The organism is Aureitalea marina, from assembly GCF_002943755.1.
Classification (GTDB): domain Bacteria; phylum Bacteroidota; class Bacteroidia; order Flavobacteriales; family Flavobacteriaceae; genus Aureitalea; species Aureitalea marina.
The window spans coordinates 2,046,524-2,061,533 of record NZ_MQUB01000001.1 but is presented as its reverse complement, the minus strand read 5'-3'; the positions used below and the strand labels follow the sequence as shown (position 1 = coordinate 2,061,533).

16 protein-coding genes and 1 pseudogene are annotated in these 15,010 nt (G+C 41.8%); 4 read left to right on the top strand and 13 right to left on the bottom strand.

Going from position 1 to position 15,010, the window contains the following annotated elements:
• Positions 1-39: 39 nt before the first annotated feature.
• From BST85_RS09535 to BST85_RS09525, 3 genes and pseudogenes are all read right to left on the bottom strand, one after another.
• Positions 40-824 (bottom strand): annotated as a pseudogene (locus BST85_RS09535) (PhzF family phenazine biosynthesis protein).
• 404 nt (positions 825-1,228) lie between these two features.
• Complete coding sequence (locus BST85_RS09530; protein ID WP_146090700.1) at positions 1,229-1,660, bottom strand: hypothetical protein; 432 nt, start codon at positions 1,658-1,660, stop codon at positions 1,229-1,231.
• A gap of 177 nt (positions 1,661-1,837) precedes the next feature.
• Positions 1,838-2,224 (bottom strand): winged helix-turn-helix transcriptional regulator, encoded by a 387-nt coding sequence (locus BST85_RS09525; protein WP_104813035.1) that lies wholly within the window; start codon positions 2,222-2,224, stop codon positions 1,838-1,840.
• A gap of 105 nt (positions 2,225-2,329) precedes the next feature.
• On the opposite strand from BST85_RS09525, the gene BST85_RS09520 reads away from it, so the two are divergent.
• Positions 2,330-2,911 (top strand): NAD(P)H-dependent oxidoreductase, encoded by a 582-nt coding sequence (locus BST85_RS09520; RefSeq protein ID WP_104813034.1) that lies wholly within the window; start codon positions 2,330-2,332, stop codon positions 2,909-2,911.
• 10 nt (positions 2,912-2,921) lie between these two features.
• Entirely contained in the window at positions 2,922-3,440 is a 519-nt protein-coding gene (locus BST85_RS09515) for a peroxiredoxin-like family protein (RefSeq protein ID WP_104813033.1), read from the top strand.
• Positions 3,441-3,591: 151 nt separating this feature from the next.
• On the opposite strand, the gene BST85_RS09510 is transcribed toward BST85_RS09515, so the two are convergent.
• Positions 3,592-4,170 carry a hypothetical protein gene (locus tag BST85_RS09510; protein ID WP_104813032.1) on the bottom strand — a complete coding sequence of 193 codons (579 nt, stop codon included), beginning with the start codon at positions 4,168-4,170 and terminating at the stop codon, positions 3,592-3,594.
• A gap of 130 nt (positions 4,171-4,300) precedes the next feature.
• Positions 4,301-5,320, bottom strand: a complete 1,020-nt coding sequence (locus BST85_RS09505; RefSeq protein ID WP_181040000.1) for a serine hydrolase domain-containing protein — start codon at positions 5,318-5,320, stop codon at positions 4,301-4,303.
• Positions 5,321-5,960: 640 nt separating this feature from the next.
• Between BST85_RS09505 and BST85_RS09500 the strand changes: the two genes are divergently transcribed.
• Positions 5,961-6,257 (top strand): hypothetical protein, encoded by a 297-nt coding sequence (locus tag BST85_RS09500; RefSeq protein ID WP_104813030.1) that lies wholly within the window; start codon positions 5,961-5,963, stop codon positions 6,255-6,257.
• Here BST85_RS09500 and BST85_RS09495 read toward each other — a convergent pair whose 3' ends face one another.
• The 4 genes from BST85_RS09495 to BST85_RS09480 form a co-directional block, all read right to left on the bottom strand.
• Entirely contained in the window at positions 6,258-6,605 is a 348-nt protein-coding gene (locus BST85_RS09495; protein WP_104813029.1) for a hypothetical protein, read from the bottom strand.
• Between the two features lie 19 nt (positions 6,606-6,624).
• Positions 6,625-6,918, bottom strand: a complete 294-nt coding sequence (locus BST85_RS09490) for a hypothetical protein (RefSeq protein WP_104813028.1) — start codon at positions 6,916-6,918, stop codon at positions 6,625-6,627.
• A 64-nt stretch (positions 6,919-6,982) separates the two neighbouring features.
• Positions 6,983-7,930 carry a hypothetical protein gene (locus tag BST85_RS09485; protein WP_146090699.1) on the bottom strand — a complete coding sequence of 316 codons (948 nt, stop codon included), beginning with the start codon at positions 7,928-7,930 and terminating at the stop codon, positions 6,983-6,985.
• Positions 7,917-8,345: a hypothetical protein gene (locus BST85_RS09480; RefSeq protein ID WP_104813026.1), complete on the bottom strand. Its 429-nt coding sequence runs from the start codon at positions 8,343-8,345 to the stop codon at positions 7,917-7,919. The genes BST85_RS09485 and BST85_RS09480 overlap by 14 nt, the downstream gene beginning before the upstream one ends.
• Before the next feature lie 101 nt (positions 8,346-8,446).
• Between BST85_RS09480 and BST85_RS14350 the strand changes: the two genes are divergently transcribed.
• Positions 8,447-8,614 (top strand): hypothetical protein, encoded by a 168-nt coding sequence (locus BST85_RS14350; RefSeq protein WP_181039999.1) that lies wholly within the window; start codon positions 8,447-8,449, stop codon positions 8,612-8,614.
• 255 nt (positions 8,615-8,869) lie between these two features.
• On the opposite strand, the gene BST85_RS09475 is transcribed toward BST85_RS14350, so the two are convergent.
• The 4 genes from BST85_RS09475 to BST85_RS09455 form a co-directional block, all read right to left on the bottom strand.
• A complete protein-coding gene (locus BST85_RS09475; RefSeq protein WP_104813025.1) occupies positions 8,870-9,430 on the bottom strand; it encodes a hypothetical protein in 561 nt (186 codons plus the stop codon).
• Between the two features lie 776 nt (positions 9,431-10,206).
• Positions 10,207-10,905, bottom strand: a complete 699-nt coding sequence (locus tag BST85_RS09465) for an SIMPL domain-containing protein (RefSeq protein WP_245917669.1) — start codon at positions 10,903-10,905, stop codon at positions 10,207-10,209.
• 229 nt (positions 10,906-11,134) lie between these two features.
• Positions 11,135-11,929 (bottom strand): DUF3050 domain-containing protein, encoded by a 795-nt coding sequence (locus BST85_RS09460; RefSeq protein ID WP_104813023.1) that lies wholly within the window; start codon positions 11,927-11,929, stop codon positions 11,135-11,137.
• Between the two features lie 501 nt (positions 11,930-12,430).
• Positions 12,431-14,803: an arylsulfatase gene (locus tag BST85_RS09455; RefSeq protein ID WP_104813022.1), complete on the bottom strand. Its 2,373-nt coding sequence runs from the start codon at positions 14,801-14,803 to the stop codon at positions 12,431-12,433.
• Between the last annotated feature and the right edge of the window lie 207 nt (positions 14,804-15,010).

The window sequence follows — 15,010 nt, the reverse complement described above, 5'->3', positions numbered from 1 at the left end:
AATTCACTCACGTAAATTCACTCGATGTGACGGGTTGAGTTAGACAAATATTTCGCCGATAAGGTATAGCCGACCCTCGCCAGCAATCTCAACACGTTCACCCAAAAACCTACACTGCAACCTCCCGGTGCGCTCGGAGAGCTGCATAGCCGAAAGCGAATTCTTCTCTAAGCGTTCAGCCCAATAAGGCGTGAGGGTCGTATGGGCGGAGCCGGTAACGGGGTCCTCGGGGACGGCGCATTGGGGGCAAAGAAGCGGGAGACAAAATTCACTTGCTGGCCGGGAGCGGTGACAATGACCCCGCGGGCGTCCAGGGCATTGATACGGTCCATATAGGGCGTCAGGGTTCTGATCTGAGTCTCGTTTTCATAGACTAGCATAAAGTCCGTCTTACCTTTGTAGGCCTTGGTGGGTTGGATGTCAAAACAGGCCGCCATTTCTTCGCTGAGGTCTACCTCCTTAATTTCATCTGCCGGGAAATTAAGGGTGAGTAGTTCTCCGTTTTTGGAAACACTAAGTGGCCCAGATCGTGGGCTATGGAAGTCTATCTTATTTCCATCATGCCCCTCATGGTTAAACAGCACATAGGCCGAGGCCAGGGTGGCGTGGCCACAGAGATCTACTTCAATATTGGGGGTAAACCAACGCAGCTCATAGCCATCACCTTTGGGAACAAAAAAGGCCGTTTCTGCCAGGTTGTTCTCCATGGCGATGTTTTGCATCACGGCATCTGGGAGCCATTCGGATAAGGGGACTACTGCGGCTGGGTTGCCGGTGAAGGGGGCAGTGGCGAAGGCGTCGATTTGGTAGAGTTTTAGTTTCATAGGACAAAGGTAGTGAATCATGGTTGGTGAATGGTGAGTAGGGAGAAATGCAAATAATCGGTGCGAATTTATTTATGCTCGCAACATCCCAATAATCTGAACGCTAAATCGATGAGTAACGCAACGCTAAATATCCAATACCAATGTATGTGTGTAGTAAGACATAATTTACCTCGTTGAGGTGCTTTTGATTACAAATTCTCTAATAAAAGTTCAAATTGTTCATGATTGATTTTAATAGAATCTAGAACCACTTTAACGTCATCATAAGTATTAGGATGTTGATTAGAGGTTAAACAATAAACCTTCACATTCTTCAGGTTGTTTGTCTCTTCAATATTTCTTTTGAATTTTATGTCTGGAATATTTTTATCTGAAATAATGACGATATGATATTTAAGACTTCAAGAAATATGTCCGGTTGAAACTGTTTTTGTCAAACCGTCCTTTAGGCTATATTTTCGTGAGAGAGTGCTTTGAATCTCTCTGTCTTTATCAAAGCAAAATTTCACAAAACCATCTCTTTTCCAACCAAGATCCATTTTAACATCAATAAAACTTTTTAAAACTCCCTGTTCAGAAAGTATAATATCTGGATATAACTGTTTTTTTAATCCAATTATAGTTATCGGTTGATCTACGTATATATCAAAATCTTTCATTAAATTAAACCCCAGGAAAGCAGCTAACAAATCTTCTACTCGTGCTGATATGGTGTGTGATCTTCCTCTTCTGATTTTTGGATGATAATAGCTGCTATACCTTGCCTGGCTATATAACTCTATCACTTTTTCCGTGAATTGAGTCGAGGTCATTTTTAAAGAATAATCAGCCATTAATTCTGGTTGGTTTCTATACTGCTGTTATTTTTTTTGGCATAACGGTCTGGTATAACCGTCAGTTACGGGTTAATAGGCGTTAATTTTCTGTTTGACACAGACTTTAGTAATTCCGAGTGGATTCAGTTTACCCTGAGCGAAGTCGAAGGGTAGTCGAATCCGCCGTAATTGCGGTTATACATTGTTGTACGCTGGCTTTTTTCCATTCTCTATTATTCTACATTGTTCAAATTCCATTTCTGGATAAGCTTCATTTGCCCAATCACTTAACATTCTTAAAACAGGCAAAAGCCCAATTGCTTTTTCAGTCAATGAATATTCAACTCTTGGTGGAATTTCTGCAAAGGACTGTCTTAAAAGTAATCCATCGTTTTCTAATTCTTTCAGTTGATTAGTCAGCACCTTTTTTGAGATTGTAGGAATAAGCGCATTTAACATTCCAAAGCGCATAGAACCATTAGATAGTAAATAGAGAATTATGGGTTTCCATTTATTACCAATTATGTTCATCGTATGCACCAAGGAACAAGCATTTGGATTGTCTATATATTTTCTTGCCATTAGTTACTTTATGGTTACCACTATTTGTTCAAATGAAAACATAATAGTTTCCTTTTTAAACTAATATTGGTTTCTTTGCGAAACAAATGTAATTAAAAATTCAAAATGAAAAATATTTTTATAATCAACGGTCATCAGAAATATCCATTTTCTGAAGGAAAATTAAACGCAAGTTTAACTGAAAAAGCGGAAAGTCACTTTAAGGGCAACGGTTACAATATCAAGAAAACTACAATGGAAGACAATTATGATGTCAATGAAGAAATTGAAAAATTCAAATGGGCAGATGTGGTCTTTTTTCAAACTCCTTTGAACTGGATGGGTGTAAGTTGGTCGTTTAAAAAATATATTGATGAAGTATTTTCGATGGGTATGATGGGCGAAATGTCTGATGGTGATGGCAGAAGTAAAGAAGCACCGAAGAAGAATTACGGTTTAGGTGGAAAGTTAAACGGAAAGTATATGATGTCAGTAACGGCTAATGCACCAAAAGAAGCTTTTAATAATCCAGAGGAACCTTTTTTTAATGGATTGAGTGAAGATGATTTGCTAAAACCAATGCATCTTAATTTTAAGTGGTTTGGTTTTGAATCATTACCAACATTTATGGCATATGATGTAATGAAAAATCCAGAAATAGAGAATGATTTTATTCGTTTTGAAAATCATTTGAAAGCATACTTTTAAAGTATTTATTATGAATAGACCAACACCAAAACATACAGCGCCAGATTTACAGTTTCAATCATTTGATGGAAATCAATGGAATTTGGCAGACCAAAATCCAGAAAACTTTACTTTGGTTGTTTTTTATCGAGGGTTACATTGTCCATTGTGTAAAAAGTATTTACAACAATTACAGGAATTGCTACCCGAATTTGAGCAAAGAGGCGTAAATGTTGTAGCCGTAAGTATGGACTCTGAACAACGGGCAAGGCTTTCACGACAAAAATGGGAACTGCCAAATCTTACCTTAGGCTACGAATTGCCCGAAGAAACCGCAAGAAAATGGGCATTGTACATGAGTGTAGGAGTAAAAGATGGCGAACCAAGTAAATTTAGTGAACCAGGATTATTTCTAATTGACAATAATAATAAAGTTTATTATTCAGCAATAAACAGTAATCCTTGGGGAAGACCCTATTTGCCGTCTTTTATTAAAGCTGTTGATTATATTGTACAGTCAGGCTATCCGGCAAGAGGTGAGATGCTTTAGCTCAGCTTGCGTACAACGGTCTCGTATAACCGTCAGTTACGGGTTTATTTGCGTTAATTTTCGGTTTAGCACAGGCGTTAGCAATTCCGAGTGGATTCGGACGTAGTCGAATCCGCCGTAATTGCGGTTATACATTGTTGTGAGCAGTATTTTATTCACAGTATTTTTTAAATTTTAATGTTTTCAGAGCTTTTAAAAATTCGGTTTGTACTTTCTCTTCTAAATAGAAACCATAGAATCCAAACTTGATTTTGTCAAAATTCCGCTTTGTTCCAGTCAAGCTGTCAATATAAATTCCAGTTCCGCCAAAACCTTTATTTCTTGGTGTAATTATTTTTGCTTGGAAACAATCAATTGAATCGTATTCAAATTGGTATTGTAAATATTCTTTAAAGTCAATATCTCCGGTAATACTGTCAACGATTAGGTGTTTTGTTTTCGGCAGTAGTTCGAGTTCCTTTTCAGTCAGTTGTGCCAATCCGAGCGAGTCATAAACCATTGGAAAATCACTTCTGCTTAAATCGCCAGAATACATTCCAAAATCAAAGTCCAAAGTATCGTTTGTTTCAGTTATTATTCCGCCAACGTAACTATCAATTCCTTGGGCTTCATATTTGTCCCAATTTTCAGGAACAGTTATTTCAAATTGTCCGAAGTCAATTGTCTTATATTCTCTTTGCGTACAAGAGAAAATCAGAAGTAAAATTGATATCGATAGCGTTTTTCTCATATTGCTCACAACGGTTAGTATATGAAAAGTAGGCGATTACGAGGCAAAAAACTTTCGGCTAAGCACAAAGTTTGAAACGAGCCAAAAGCTTTGAATTTATTACTGTTTCGCCTATTTTTTATATGCATTGTTAGCTGCCGTATTTTTTTATCAGTTTTGCTAATTTTCCATTCAAGAATTTAATCTGTTGTTCAATTCCATTTGGTGTGTCGTGATTCTGGGTTGTAACAATGATGAGTTCTTTATCAGGAATCATAATGATAAATTGCCCTCCGTACCCCATTCCATAATCAATTTTGTTACCTTTCAATTCAGAATGATACCAACAAAATCCGTGTTTAGAATTTCTCAAACCCCATTCTGTGGCATATTTTTCGTTTTCACTAAATAGTTTCTGCACCCATTCCTTAGAAACTAATTGCTTACCGTTCCAAATCCCATTTTTTTCTAATAATTGACCTAGTTTCATTAAATCAATTGGTTTCATTTTAAGACCAAGACCACTTCCGTCATAATAACCTTTGTTTCTTTTTTGCCAATCTACAGATGTAATATGCAAGTCATTAAATAAAAATTTGTTTGCAAAGTCTAAAGTGGTCATTCCAGTTACTCTACTTATGATAACAGAAAGCAAATGTGTCGCTCCCGAATTATAATTATACTTTTCACCAGGACTATTTTCTAAATTCTTATTTAAAACAAAAGAAATGGGGTCTTCACTATTCAACCATGCTTCGTGTTCCAAATAGCCTTTCCAAGAAAGACCAGAAGATTGGTTTAAAAGATGCCTAATTGTGATGTTGCTCTTTTTCTTATCAGTCAAATTTTTGAATTCGTCAGGGAAATAGTTTTCTATTGGCTCATCGATATGCTTTATGTACGCCTTGTCAATGGCTATTCCAATGAGAATACTCATCAGTCCTTTTGTTAAAGACTGTACATCACAAAGACTATCTTTTGTTTTTCCGTTATGATATTCTTCTAGGACAATTTTACCATTTTTAGAAATCAATGTAGAGAAGAGAAATTCTTCTACTGGCACAACATTTTCAGATGATATAATTTCTGTTGTTTTTCTTTTTCTGGATTCTTTGCAAGATAAAAATGTGAGTATCATGGCAAAGATTATGAATAAAATCGTTCTTTTCATTGGGGTGATTGTTTGTATGGTAGCTAACTTGTAATATCCCCAAAATAATGTGACTTGTTGGGAATATTTTCGCGTTATACAGCACATTAAACGTTTCTAAGTGTTTCAAATTAGAAATTTCTAAACGGTTTTAACTAAGTAAAAACACGTATTTCCGATGAAAAAACGTGACAATCCAAATCATCTTATACTACTTCCCATACCCACAATCAATTACCGAAATTTGGAATAATTCTTAATCTCGTCCTTACGGTTTCCCATAACTCACCCCCACAAAATTTATCAACCCACCCCCTTAACAACTTTCCCTCCTTACCCCAAAGTTTGAGATGATTATTCTCCTACATTGTCGACCTGTTTTGAGAAGTTTGTAGTCAGTAGTCCCTAGTCCCTAGTCCCTAGTCGGCAGTGCTAACTATACCGACTACCAACTACTGACTACAGACTCGATTTGCGACTAACGAATCACCATATCCCCATGTGCTCCCCCCTCAACACCCTCAAACTCTGTAGTTGCGCTACCGAAGAAGACGTACGTTCCTTAGACAACTATTGGGTCTTAAGAAGAAAAAAGAAAAGAGTTCACATGATACAGGGAACGTCATTAAAACCACTTTACAATGATTAGATAGACCCAAAATTGACGGTTAAGGAACTTTGGGCCAGGGAGGATTATCAACTCTGCATAAAGAATCTAAAGTTGGCTCTAGAGGAGGATATACTCAAAAGACTAAATGCGGGTGATGCGCTTTTCGACTTTGATTATTCCCCGGAGGATATGGACTGGTTGCAGATCAGACTTTCTTGGGATGATCTAAAGATCCCGCTGGAACTCAACTTTCATTTTTGGGACCAATGGGAAGTTTACGAGCCGGATAGTACTTCCAAATGGAATGTGGAGGAGTATAAAGTGGGGGAGGTCGAAGGCCCTGAATAATCAGCTCTCCTCCTCAAAGGTCCACTCAAACCGAAACCTACCATCAACCAACAGAGGCTCATCGTCGTGAAAGTCTATGTCCCGCTCTTCAGCAGCATCCAGCACATAAACCTTGATCTCCATATGGTGTCCGGGTGTGTCGTCCCAATCCGGTGGGATGTCCTGGCCGGTTATAATAATGGTGACTAATTCTTCTTCCGTTTCAAATTCTGCTGCATACCAGTCCTCGTCCGCATATTCCAGACGACCATGATTAATGGTCATTTTGTCGTGGTAATAGTCCTGGTCCATCAGGCCCATCCCATTCTCTTTAACTGTCCTAAGGTGGACTTTTATGATTTTCTTCATGATAGATTCCTAGGTTTAATTAATCCCAGCGGTTGTACACCACGTTGATGGAGTTCATCATATCCCGCATCACAAAGAAAAATCCTGGTTGATCAGTTTCCACAAAACAGACTTCAGAGTGGGGGTTGTCTTGAACAAGAGCTTGGCTAGTATAAAGGGTGAACTTTACCTCATCTGGATTGACCGGATGGCTCATTTCCTTTAAGGCAGTCCTAATGATCAATTCGGCATAGTCTTGACTCCAGCCATTTTGGTTATTAGGGTGGTCGCTGAACAGATCTTCGGATAGGGTAATTGTTTGGGTGTCTTGCATGTATTTGATTTGTTGAATGAAAATATGAGAATACTAACTATAGGGAATAATAGAGGCAAATTACTTATTCCTCCTTGCGATTATTCAGATCTAAACTTAACTTGATCACTATGGTCTCAAACTCCTGGTTATCCAAGCCGGCAAAGGGGTTAGCTCCCTTGTTCCAGTTGTAACTAAGTTCGACCACATTGTTCTTTTTGATCTTGTACTTGATCCCCCCAGAAAATGTTCTCAATGGATGCTCGTCCAGGTCGGTGGACCCTATGAACGGTGCTCGGGCATCATAGGTAAATCGCAGCATGAGAAATTCCCGTTGATCAAGCAATTTTTTCATTAAGCCGCCTAGCGGGTGTGCATTGAACTGTAGGTTCATTTTTCCGAAGAGAACATTTTCGTCCCCGCCGATGTATCCTAATCCAAAGTTGTAATCGTGTCTAAAAAGCAAGTAGTAACCAAAATCGCTTTTTGATTGATGTTTGGGATAGAATCGCTTGGTATTAAAAATACCTGCCCGATTGTCGGTTTGCTCATAGGTAAGTCCAATATGACCTTGAAAGGCTTCGGTTTCTTTTTCGCGATCTTCGGAGTACTTTAAGCTTCCGCTAAAGACTAAAAGTCCTTTCAGCGGACGATCCGGTCCGAATTCATCGGTATCCGATTTTTTCCTTCTGATAGGAAAGTTGTTACCAAAGGTTACACCGAACTGACGCACATCCTGTTCTTTGTCAATAAGTGTGTTTTTTTGAACTTCTCCCGCAATTCCGAAGGTCCAGTCGGTATTTTCAAAATTGATGGCCACCTCCGCATACCCATTGATCAGAAACGAATTATCTACGGTGTCGTTAGCAGGGTAGGTCGCTGTAAACACTGCAGGTTCGCCTTTGGTATAACTATTACTGGAGGATTGTCCAACCTTAAAGGTCAAATAGGGTTTGGTAGATTCTCCTTCCTGGGCCAACACCGATAAGGAACAGAGAAAGAATAAACCCAGGAGGAAATTATATGCTCTCATACTTATCTACGATCAGGTTGATAACGTCTTGGATTGTTTCACACTTCCTGGTCTTCTGTATGGATACACTTCCTGGGGCCTTACCTGGTTTGTGCTTTTTGACGATGTATTCAAGGACAAGATTACAGTCACTGCGAAGTCCATGTACACTATTTATGAAAGTAGGGCTTATGTCAAGATCATTTTTCAAGCTAGAGTCGAGCTCAAATTTCACTCCTGGAGTGGAATCATTTTTTAGCACCTTAACCAATAACTTAAATACTTCGATCTCCAGATTGCCATCCCTGATGATCTCTCTTATGATCTTGGTAAGCGCCTTTAAGGTTTCTTGATTATTTGTTTGTTGTCTGAGGTATTTCAGGCCATCAAGGAGTATGAAGGCTTCTCTACGGGTAACTTCAAATTCTAGTTTCATAATAAAAGTTTCTTTCAAAGAAATGTATCACAGAGGATTAGGCAATACCAATAAATACGTATTTTTCTACCCTCTAGCATAACTCAATAAGTGCCAATAAGATGCGCCTCAGAATAATAGTCATAGCAAAAAATAGCCAGGAAGAAACCTATTTCGTCGACTACACCACCGAAAAAGGAAAACAAGACTACCTCAAGATCTCCGAGCGAGCCTTTAAGGAAGGGAAGACGGTTATCATTCGACCTATATTAGAAGTGAGTAGTCGGTAGTCTCTCGTCAGTAGTACCCTTGTTGGACTGCAGACTAAGCCAGTTTTTCACCCTGACCTCTTCAACCTTCAATTTAGAACCGTCAGTTCGAGTGGCGACCGCAGGTCGTTGTATCGAGAACAACACATCTCGATACAAATTCACTGCCGTGAATTCACTCGATGTGACGTACATACAACTACCGTCTACGAACCACCCACTATAGACTAAACCCGCGATTAACGAATCACGACTAACGAATCACGGCACGAAGTGCTAAAACCGCCACCCCACGAGCGCACCCCCTCTAAAAAAAGCCTCCGGCCCATTGTCCGCACCAAAGTAGCGCCCACCACCCAGGCTAAGCTCGGCTACAAAACCATTGGAGCTGACCCATTTCTGGCCAAAGCTAAAACCGATCCCAAACTGGGTCCAGTTGGATTCTTGGTAGGAAAAGGTATCGGAGGATTCTAAGTAGATGTCTTCGTAAGAACCACCACCCACTTGTAGCAGGCCTTCTACAAAAAAGCCTTTTCCGCCATATTCCTCCTTGCTAAAGAAGTACTGCCGGTAGTAGGGGGCAATGGCCCATTGCTGGTAGTCTCCTCCCAGGTCGTCCAGGGCAATATAGACCGCTAGTCCGGCACCGGAACGCTTGGAGAAGATGTATTCGTAGTTGATGTCCAAGGCAGGAACCAATAGTCCTTCCAATACATCTACCCGGATCTCGTGCTGCCTGATCTTGGCAGAGTCGTTAGAAGTTGAGTTGTCGTTTTCTTGGGCGAAGGAGCAAAAAGTGATCAGCCCCAAAAGGAGGAAGAGTTTTATCGATTTCATGGCAATGTTGTTTGCTAATGAAACATTCCATGGAGGAAATGTCCTACCGGGTTGAGGTTAATTAATCGTTAAGAGCGGGGTTCTTTCGAAATGAACCTCCATAACATAATTCAGGGGGAGCCCTGACCCCTGTTCTCTTTGTTCTTTTTTACATCGCTCAAAAAAGAACCAAAAAAGCTAGGCCCCGGATGCAACCCTTCCCTAAATGTTACGTTGCAAAACTGCATTTAGCAGAACTCGCTGCGCTCAAACACAACTAAATGCGACGTTTTGCTGCCTCACATTTTACGGGAAGAGGCATATGGGCCATTTTTATATTTGGCTAGATCGCAGTTCTCCTAACGATTACTACGGTGTGGTAACCCTGGAGCACCAGAATAGGTCCGAGATTGCCGTTAAGAAATCGCGAATCCCTGTAGAGATTTTAGGCAATCTTGGACGGTTTTGCGAAGCAAAAATTCCTTGCGGAGGGCGTCTTTTCTTTTGCTTCGTTTTCTTTGGACGAGCAAAGAAAATGAAGAGGAAAAAAACGAGAATCGAATTTTCGATTCGAGATATTTCAAGCAAATGACCATATTTAATGCCAGCACGCCACCTGGCCCGTTCGCTAAAAATGTCCACCGGACATTTTTTTAACGCTCCGTCGTGGGTCAAGCCCTGAATGACTTCTCTTCACTGCTCACCGCATCTCGATACAAATTCACTGACGAGAATTCACTCGATGTGACGAGTTCTTCTTTAAGACAGGAATGACAGATAGCTTCACCCCTAACGCTTTAATCAAGTGCAAACTTCACCTGCACACTCGCCATATAACGTATCTCCTCAAATTCTATGTCAATAGCCTCTTGTTCCATAAAGGAGTCCATGGTAGTAACTTTGTAGCCCATGGCACCAGATTCTCTTCGAGGTAATTGAAAACTCGAACTATTCTGTATGTGGATGGCCTTTCCAACAGATTGCCCCAAGGGTTCGACCATATTATTGGCAATATCCTTTGCTTCGAGAATTGCTTTACGCTCCAGTAATCTCAATAGTTTATCTTGATTTGAGAATTCCAGTTTTCTGAGTTCGACATCAGAAATACCGGCCTCTTCCAGACCAACGATCACCTTTCCGGCGGTTACAGCATCACCTACTTCCAGGGTATAGGATTTGTCTTTGAGTACCTGCTTATTCTTTAAAAAGTATTTCTTGAAGTTGGATCCAACATCAGAGAGTTTAAGTTTCTCTTTGGTGTCTATCCCCAGACCGGTCAGGGTGTTATACATGCGGCGTTCCAGCACTTCGGTAGAGACCTTTCCCTTGGTATCGGCCTCGGTGATCAGGATGGCCAAAAAGATCTTGTCTGGAACCACCAGGGAATCTACTGTCGCTGTGGTCTCCATATAGGGTTGATCGATAAAATTCTTAGTTTGGGCTTGTGTAGTAATGCTAACTGCTAGTACTGCCCATAAAAGGATAAGGGTTTTCATACTCAAGTTGTTTGATTTTAAATTCAACAGTTCAAAGGTCGTGCCTAGGATGGGAGCGAGCAATTAAGATTGCGTGAACGAGGCTAAGCAAGGGGCCAACTGGCCCTTGCGTTGAGGGAAGCGAAGGGACAGAACGAAAAGAGGCGGGGCTTTTCCCGCCTCTTTTTCATCTGATTAGTTATACCTTAAACAAGCTACCCAAATCAGGTAAAGTTACTTCAGCCTTTGCCTAAAGGTATACTCGACATAGATCTTTCTTCTTCAGTGTAATTTCCAACGAAACGGCATCCCATAATCGAATTCTTTGTTGTATCGCCTGTTTGGCCACAGCCGTAGCCTCGATCCATTTTTGATCGTCATCGCCGCAGAGTTCTTCGATCATCAGCAGTGAGAGCGGACCATGCTCGTCTCCATCCAATTCAATATGCCGTTGTAAATAGTACTCGAATTTTCGCAGACTGTGTTGTTTGGAATCGGTCTTCCGTAGAATTTCAATAAACAATTCGGGGATCAGATCTTCTCGGCCAAAGGTGAAGGCGGAGGCAACGATATGTGGTTTTTTTGTATGGATGATCGAGAATGTGAAGCGTACAAAATCCGCCACGCCTTTGTTCACTCCACAATGACCTAATGCGTACTCCATCGTATAGCCAGATTGAAGGAGGTCGATAAAATGATCGATCTTCAAGGTGCTTGCGCCTAACTGCTGCATGGCATCTAAATACATCTGAAAATGGCTTTTAACTTCTCCCAATTCGTTGATATCACTTTCCTCGCCGTACACAATTTCGTTGATAAACCGGGAAAGTTTTGGGTTCTTGGGAGGGAACCATGGGATCTCCACATGGGTCAGTCGCTGTTGCAGGTATTTAAGCAAGGACATAAAATCCCATACCGCAAAAACATGATTTTCCATAAAGACCTTGATGTCGTCCAGGTCGTTTAGGTGCTCGTAAAGTTTGTGTTCCTGAAGCGCTTTGGTGAGTGCTGCCAGATCGTTTTGAAGTTCTTCAACTCTTTTCATCTTATGTATAATCGGGTCAACTATGGGCTAACATAGATTGACTGGTGTTGCAATTCAGTTTGAAAATAATCGGTCAACAGGCATGATGGTTTTCAAACCCGGTCTCCGAAAAAGTGGGTGGTTACTGGAATAGTTGAATGGATAACCTTTTTTAAAAGGTCGTGGGCACCCTGCGCCAAGGACAGGTGTAGCGAGTTACAAAAGAAGCAGTCTGATGCTGATTTTGTTGCAAATAGCACGTTTTTCGTTTGAAAAGGAATAGACTAATAGGGTCCATGATAATTTTTGTTTTAGTAAGATAGGGTTCTGATAGCGTTAAAATGTCATAGTCTTGGTGGTCATTTGGTTAGCGTTTTAAAAGTGCATCCGACCCCAATCATGACAAAGGATCGGATGCTCATAAATAGAGTGTCCCAGGTAATCTATCCCCAGTTGCCCGGGACACTCAGCTTTAGAGAACAAAAATTGCTCATCAAACACTTATGTGGGGATAAATGTGTATCAATATTTCGGGTATTTAACAGTGGATTCAATGATCTTTCCATTAAAGTGGTAAGGTGCCTTGTTGTAATAGTTTAGAGACACGGGCGACCCCAGGTCCTTTCCAAAATCCAAGCAATCGTTGGCCGTGAATGTAAGCGGAGCAATGACTGGGATTGTGCCAGAGCCGTACTTCTCGCCATTCACGTAAATCACAACATCCATAGGCGATTGTGCCTGTGGTTTTTGCTTGGTGGAAACCACACTGATGGTAACCTCCCCTTCAGGAAGTGGTTTTTCTCCACTGATCACGGTTCGTTCTATTTCAAAGAGGTTGTATTCATAGATCAATTTGCCGTTTTCTACAAAGCAGGTCAGGCCGCCACCAAAGCCTCCTAAGGCATAGAGGACGCCATTGGCATTTTCGGGCACATTGACGGCCATTTGGACGGTGTTGGAGAACTTACCGAGCTTAGGTGCGGCAAATTCTGGCATGCGATCTATATCTCCCAAAAAGGTCCACTCGGTATAATCGGTCTTTGGAGCATCTTCCGGATGATAGATTACGGACCACAGTCCTCCTCCAATGGGTAAATTGTCATTTTTGGCAGATTCTACCAAGAAAAGACTTTTCATTTCTTCGAGTTTCTCCGGATGGGTTTTACTCAGGTCATTGGACTGGGACCAATCTTGGTCGATGTTGTACAACTCCCATTGGTCGTTTTCCGGGTTCCAGTCCATTATGCCAGGCGGCAAACCTGGTACCCAGGGATTTCTTGGGCCAAAGGTGCCTGCAAACCAACCATCTTTATAGATTCCTCGACTTCCCATTATATCGAAGAATTGAGTTCGCAAACGACCCTCGGCCATAGGATCGTCGAAGGTGTAAACCATACTAACACCATCTATGGGATCTTGAGATACCCCATTGACAACTTGTGGAGGTGTTATATTGAGTATCTCGTATATGGTGGGTGCTATATCATTCACATGGTGAAATTGTGGTCTAGGCGTCTTGTCGTGCTGGATACCTTTGGGCCAAGAGATGGCCAAGGGTTGTCGTGTACCGCCAAAATGTGCCGCGACCAATTTGGTCGATTTATAAGGGGTAGAACCTGCCCAAGCCCAACCAGCGTGGTACATGTTGTCGGTTTTACCGCTACCTAACACGTCCAAACCACCTAGTTTGTCCAGTGCTGCTAAGTGCTGGTCGATTGTCGTCGGAATGCTGTTTTGCGCCAATAGCTCGCTAATGGTCCCATTCTGTCCTTCTGCAGAAGATCCATTATCGCCCCAGATGTAAATGATCAAGGTATTATCCATTTCACCGATCCGTTCGATCTCGTCAAATATTCTCCCGACGTGGTGATCGGTATGCTCGGTAAACCCGGCATAGACCTCCATTAGTCGTCTTTGGAAGGGACGCTCTTTTTTCGGGATATCCTTCCAAGCGGCCATGCTGGGGTCACGTTCCGTCAGAACCGTGTTCTCTGGTATCCAACCCATAGCTTTTTGCCGCTCGTATACGCGTTCGCGGTAAGCATCCCATCCATCGTCAAATTTCCCGTTGTATTTGTCTATCCATTCTTTGGTCACTTGATGAGGACCGTGAACAGCCCCAGAAGCCCAGTACATGAAAAATGGTTTGTCTGGCGCAAATGCTTTTTGCTCCCTGATCCATTTGATGGCGTCGTCGGCCAAGTCTTCGGTGACGTGATAATAGTCGTTTCCTCCGCTGGTCTCTGGATGGTCAACTACGGTTGTGTTTCTGACCAAGCTGGGTTCGTACTGAGAGGCCTCTCCGGACAGGAATCCATAAAAGTATTCAAAGCCATATCCCGTGGGCCAGCTGTGGAATGGGCCTTTGGATGTGGTCTCTTCTGCCGGGGTGTTGTGCCACTTTCCAAAAGCGGCCGTGTTGTATCCGTAATTCTTTAGAACTTCTGCTACCGTTGCCGCAGTCTTTGGGATTCTACCGGTAAAGCCATCCCAGTCATTGGCCAGTTCGCAGATCTGTCCGTTGCCTACCGAGGTGTGGTTTCGTCCCGTGAGTAAGGATGCCCTGGTGGGAGAGCACATGGCGGTAGAGTGAAAGCGGTTGTAGGCAATCCCACTATTGACAATACGTTCTAGGTTTGGTGTATTGATCTCTCCTCCAAATGCACTGGAAGTTCCGTTACCTATATCGTCGATCAAGACGATCAATATGTTGGGTGCGTCCTCAGAGATTCTTCTCGGTTCCGGGGTTGGACTGTGAATGGAATTGGCAATGTTCAATCCCGCCCTACTGGATGAGGTCGGTGTTGGAAAGGGCAGCACTTCTTGTGACCAAGAACAGTAAGTGATCAAGCTCAGTGCTATTGCCAGTACGTTATTGTTTGGTAATACTTTCATGCTATCAATATTTATTCAAAGCTAAGACCACCTGGACGGCGTTTATACATTATTCGATTGACAGACGAATACCTTCGATGAGATGAACAAGAGTATCGACAAGCTGTCAAATGTGAGTTTTGACCGTTTTATTTGATCCATATTTTAGTGAACCCTACTGCTGAACAAATGGTAAGGGCGGGTTTTATTCCGCCCTTATTCACCTGG

Bases quoted from the DNA above. Each gene is read 5' to 3' on its own strand.
- BST85_RS09520 (WP_104813034.1), top strand. From the start codon at position 2,330: ATGAAAAATATTTTTATAATCAACGGTCATCAGAAATATCCATTTTCT.
- BST85_RS09515 (WP_104813033.1), top strand. From the start codon at position 2,922: ATGAATAGACCAACACCAAAACATACAGCGCCAGATTTACAGTTTCAA.
- BST85_RS09505 (WP_181040000.1), bottom strand. From the start codon at position 5,320: ATGAAAAGAACGATTTTATTCATAATCTTTGCCATGATACTCACATTT.
- BST85_RS09525 (WP_104813035.1), bottom strand. From the start codon at position 2,224: ATGGCAAGAAAATATATAGACAATCCAAATGCTTGTTCCTTGGTGCAT.
- BST85_RS09480 (WP_104813026.1), bottom strand. From the start codon at position 8,345: ATGAAACTAGAATTTGAAGTTACCCGTAGAGAAGCCTTCATACTCCTT.
- BST85_RS09495 (WP_104813029.1), bottom strand. From the start codon at position 6,605: ATGAAGAAAATCATAAAAGTCCACCTTAGGACAGTTAAAGAGAATGGG.
- BST85_RS09530 (WP_146090700.1), bottom strand. From the start codon at position 1,660: ATGGCTGATTATTCTTTAAAAATGACCTCGACTCAATTCACGGAAAAA.
- BST85_RS09510 (WP_104813032.1), bottom strand. From the start codon at position 4,170: ATGAGAAAAACGCTATCGATATCAATTTTACTTCTGATTTTCTCTTGT.
- BST85_RS09475 (WP_104813025.1), bottom strand. From the start codon at position 9,430: ATGAAATCGATAAAACTCTTCCTCCTTTTGGGGCTGATCACTTTTTGC.
- BST85_RS09485 (WP_146090699.1), bottom strand. From the start codon at position 7,930: ATGAGAGCATATAATTTCCTCCTGGGTTTATTCTTTCTCTGTTCCTTA.
- BST85_RS09490 (WP_104813028.1), bottom strand. From the start codon at position 6,918: ATGCAAGACACCCAAACAATTACCCTATCCGAAGATCTGTTCAGCGAC.
- BST85_RS09460 (WP_104813023.1), bottom strand. From the start codon at position 11,929: ATGAAAAGAGTTGAAGAACTTCAAAACGATCTGGCAGCACTCACCAAA.
- BST85_RS09455 (WP_104813022.1), bottom strand. From the start codon at position 14,803: ATGAAAGTATTACCAAACAATAACGTACTGGCAATAGCACTGAGCTTG.
- BST85_RS14350 (WP_181039999.1), top strand. From the start codon at position 8,447: ATGCGCCTCAGAATAATAGTCATAGCAAAAAATAGCCAGGAAGAAACC.
- BST85_RS09465 (WP_245917669.1), bottom strand. From the start codon at position 10,905: ATGAAAACCCTTATCCTTTTATGGGCAGTACTAGCAGTTAGCATTACT.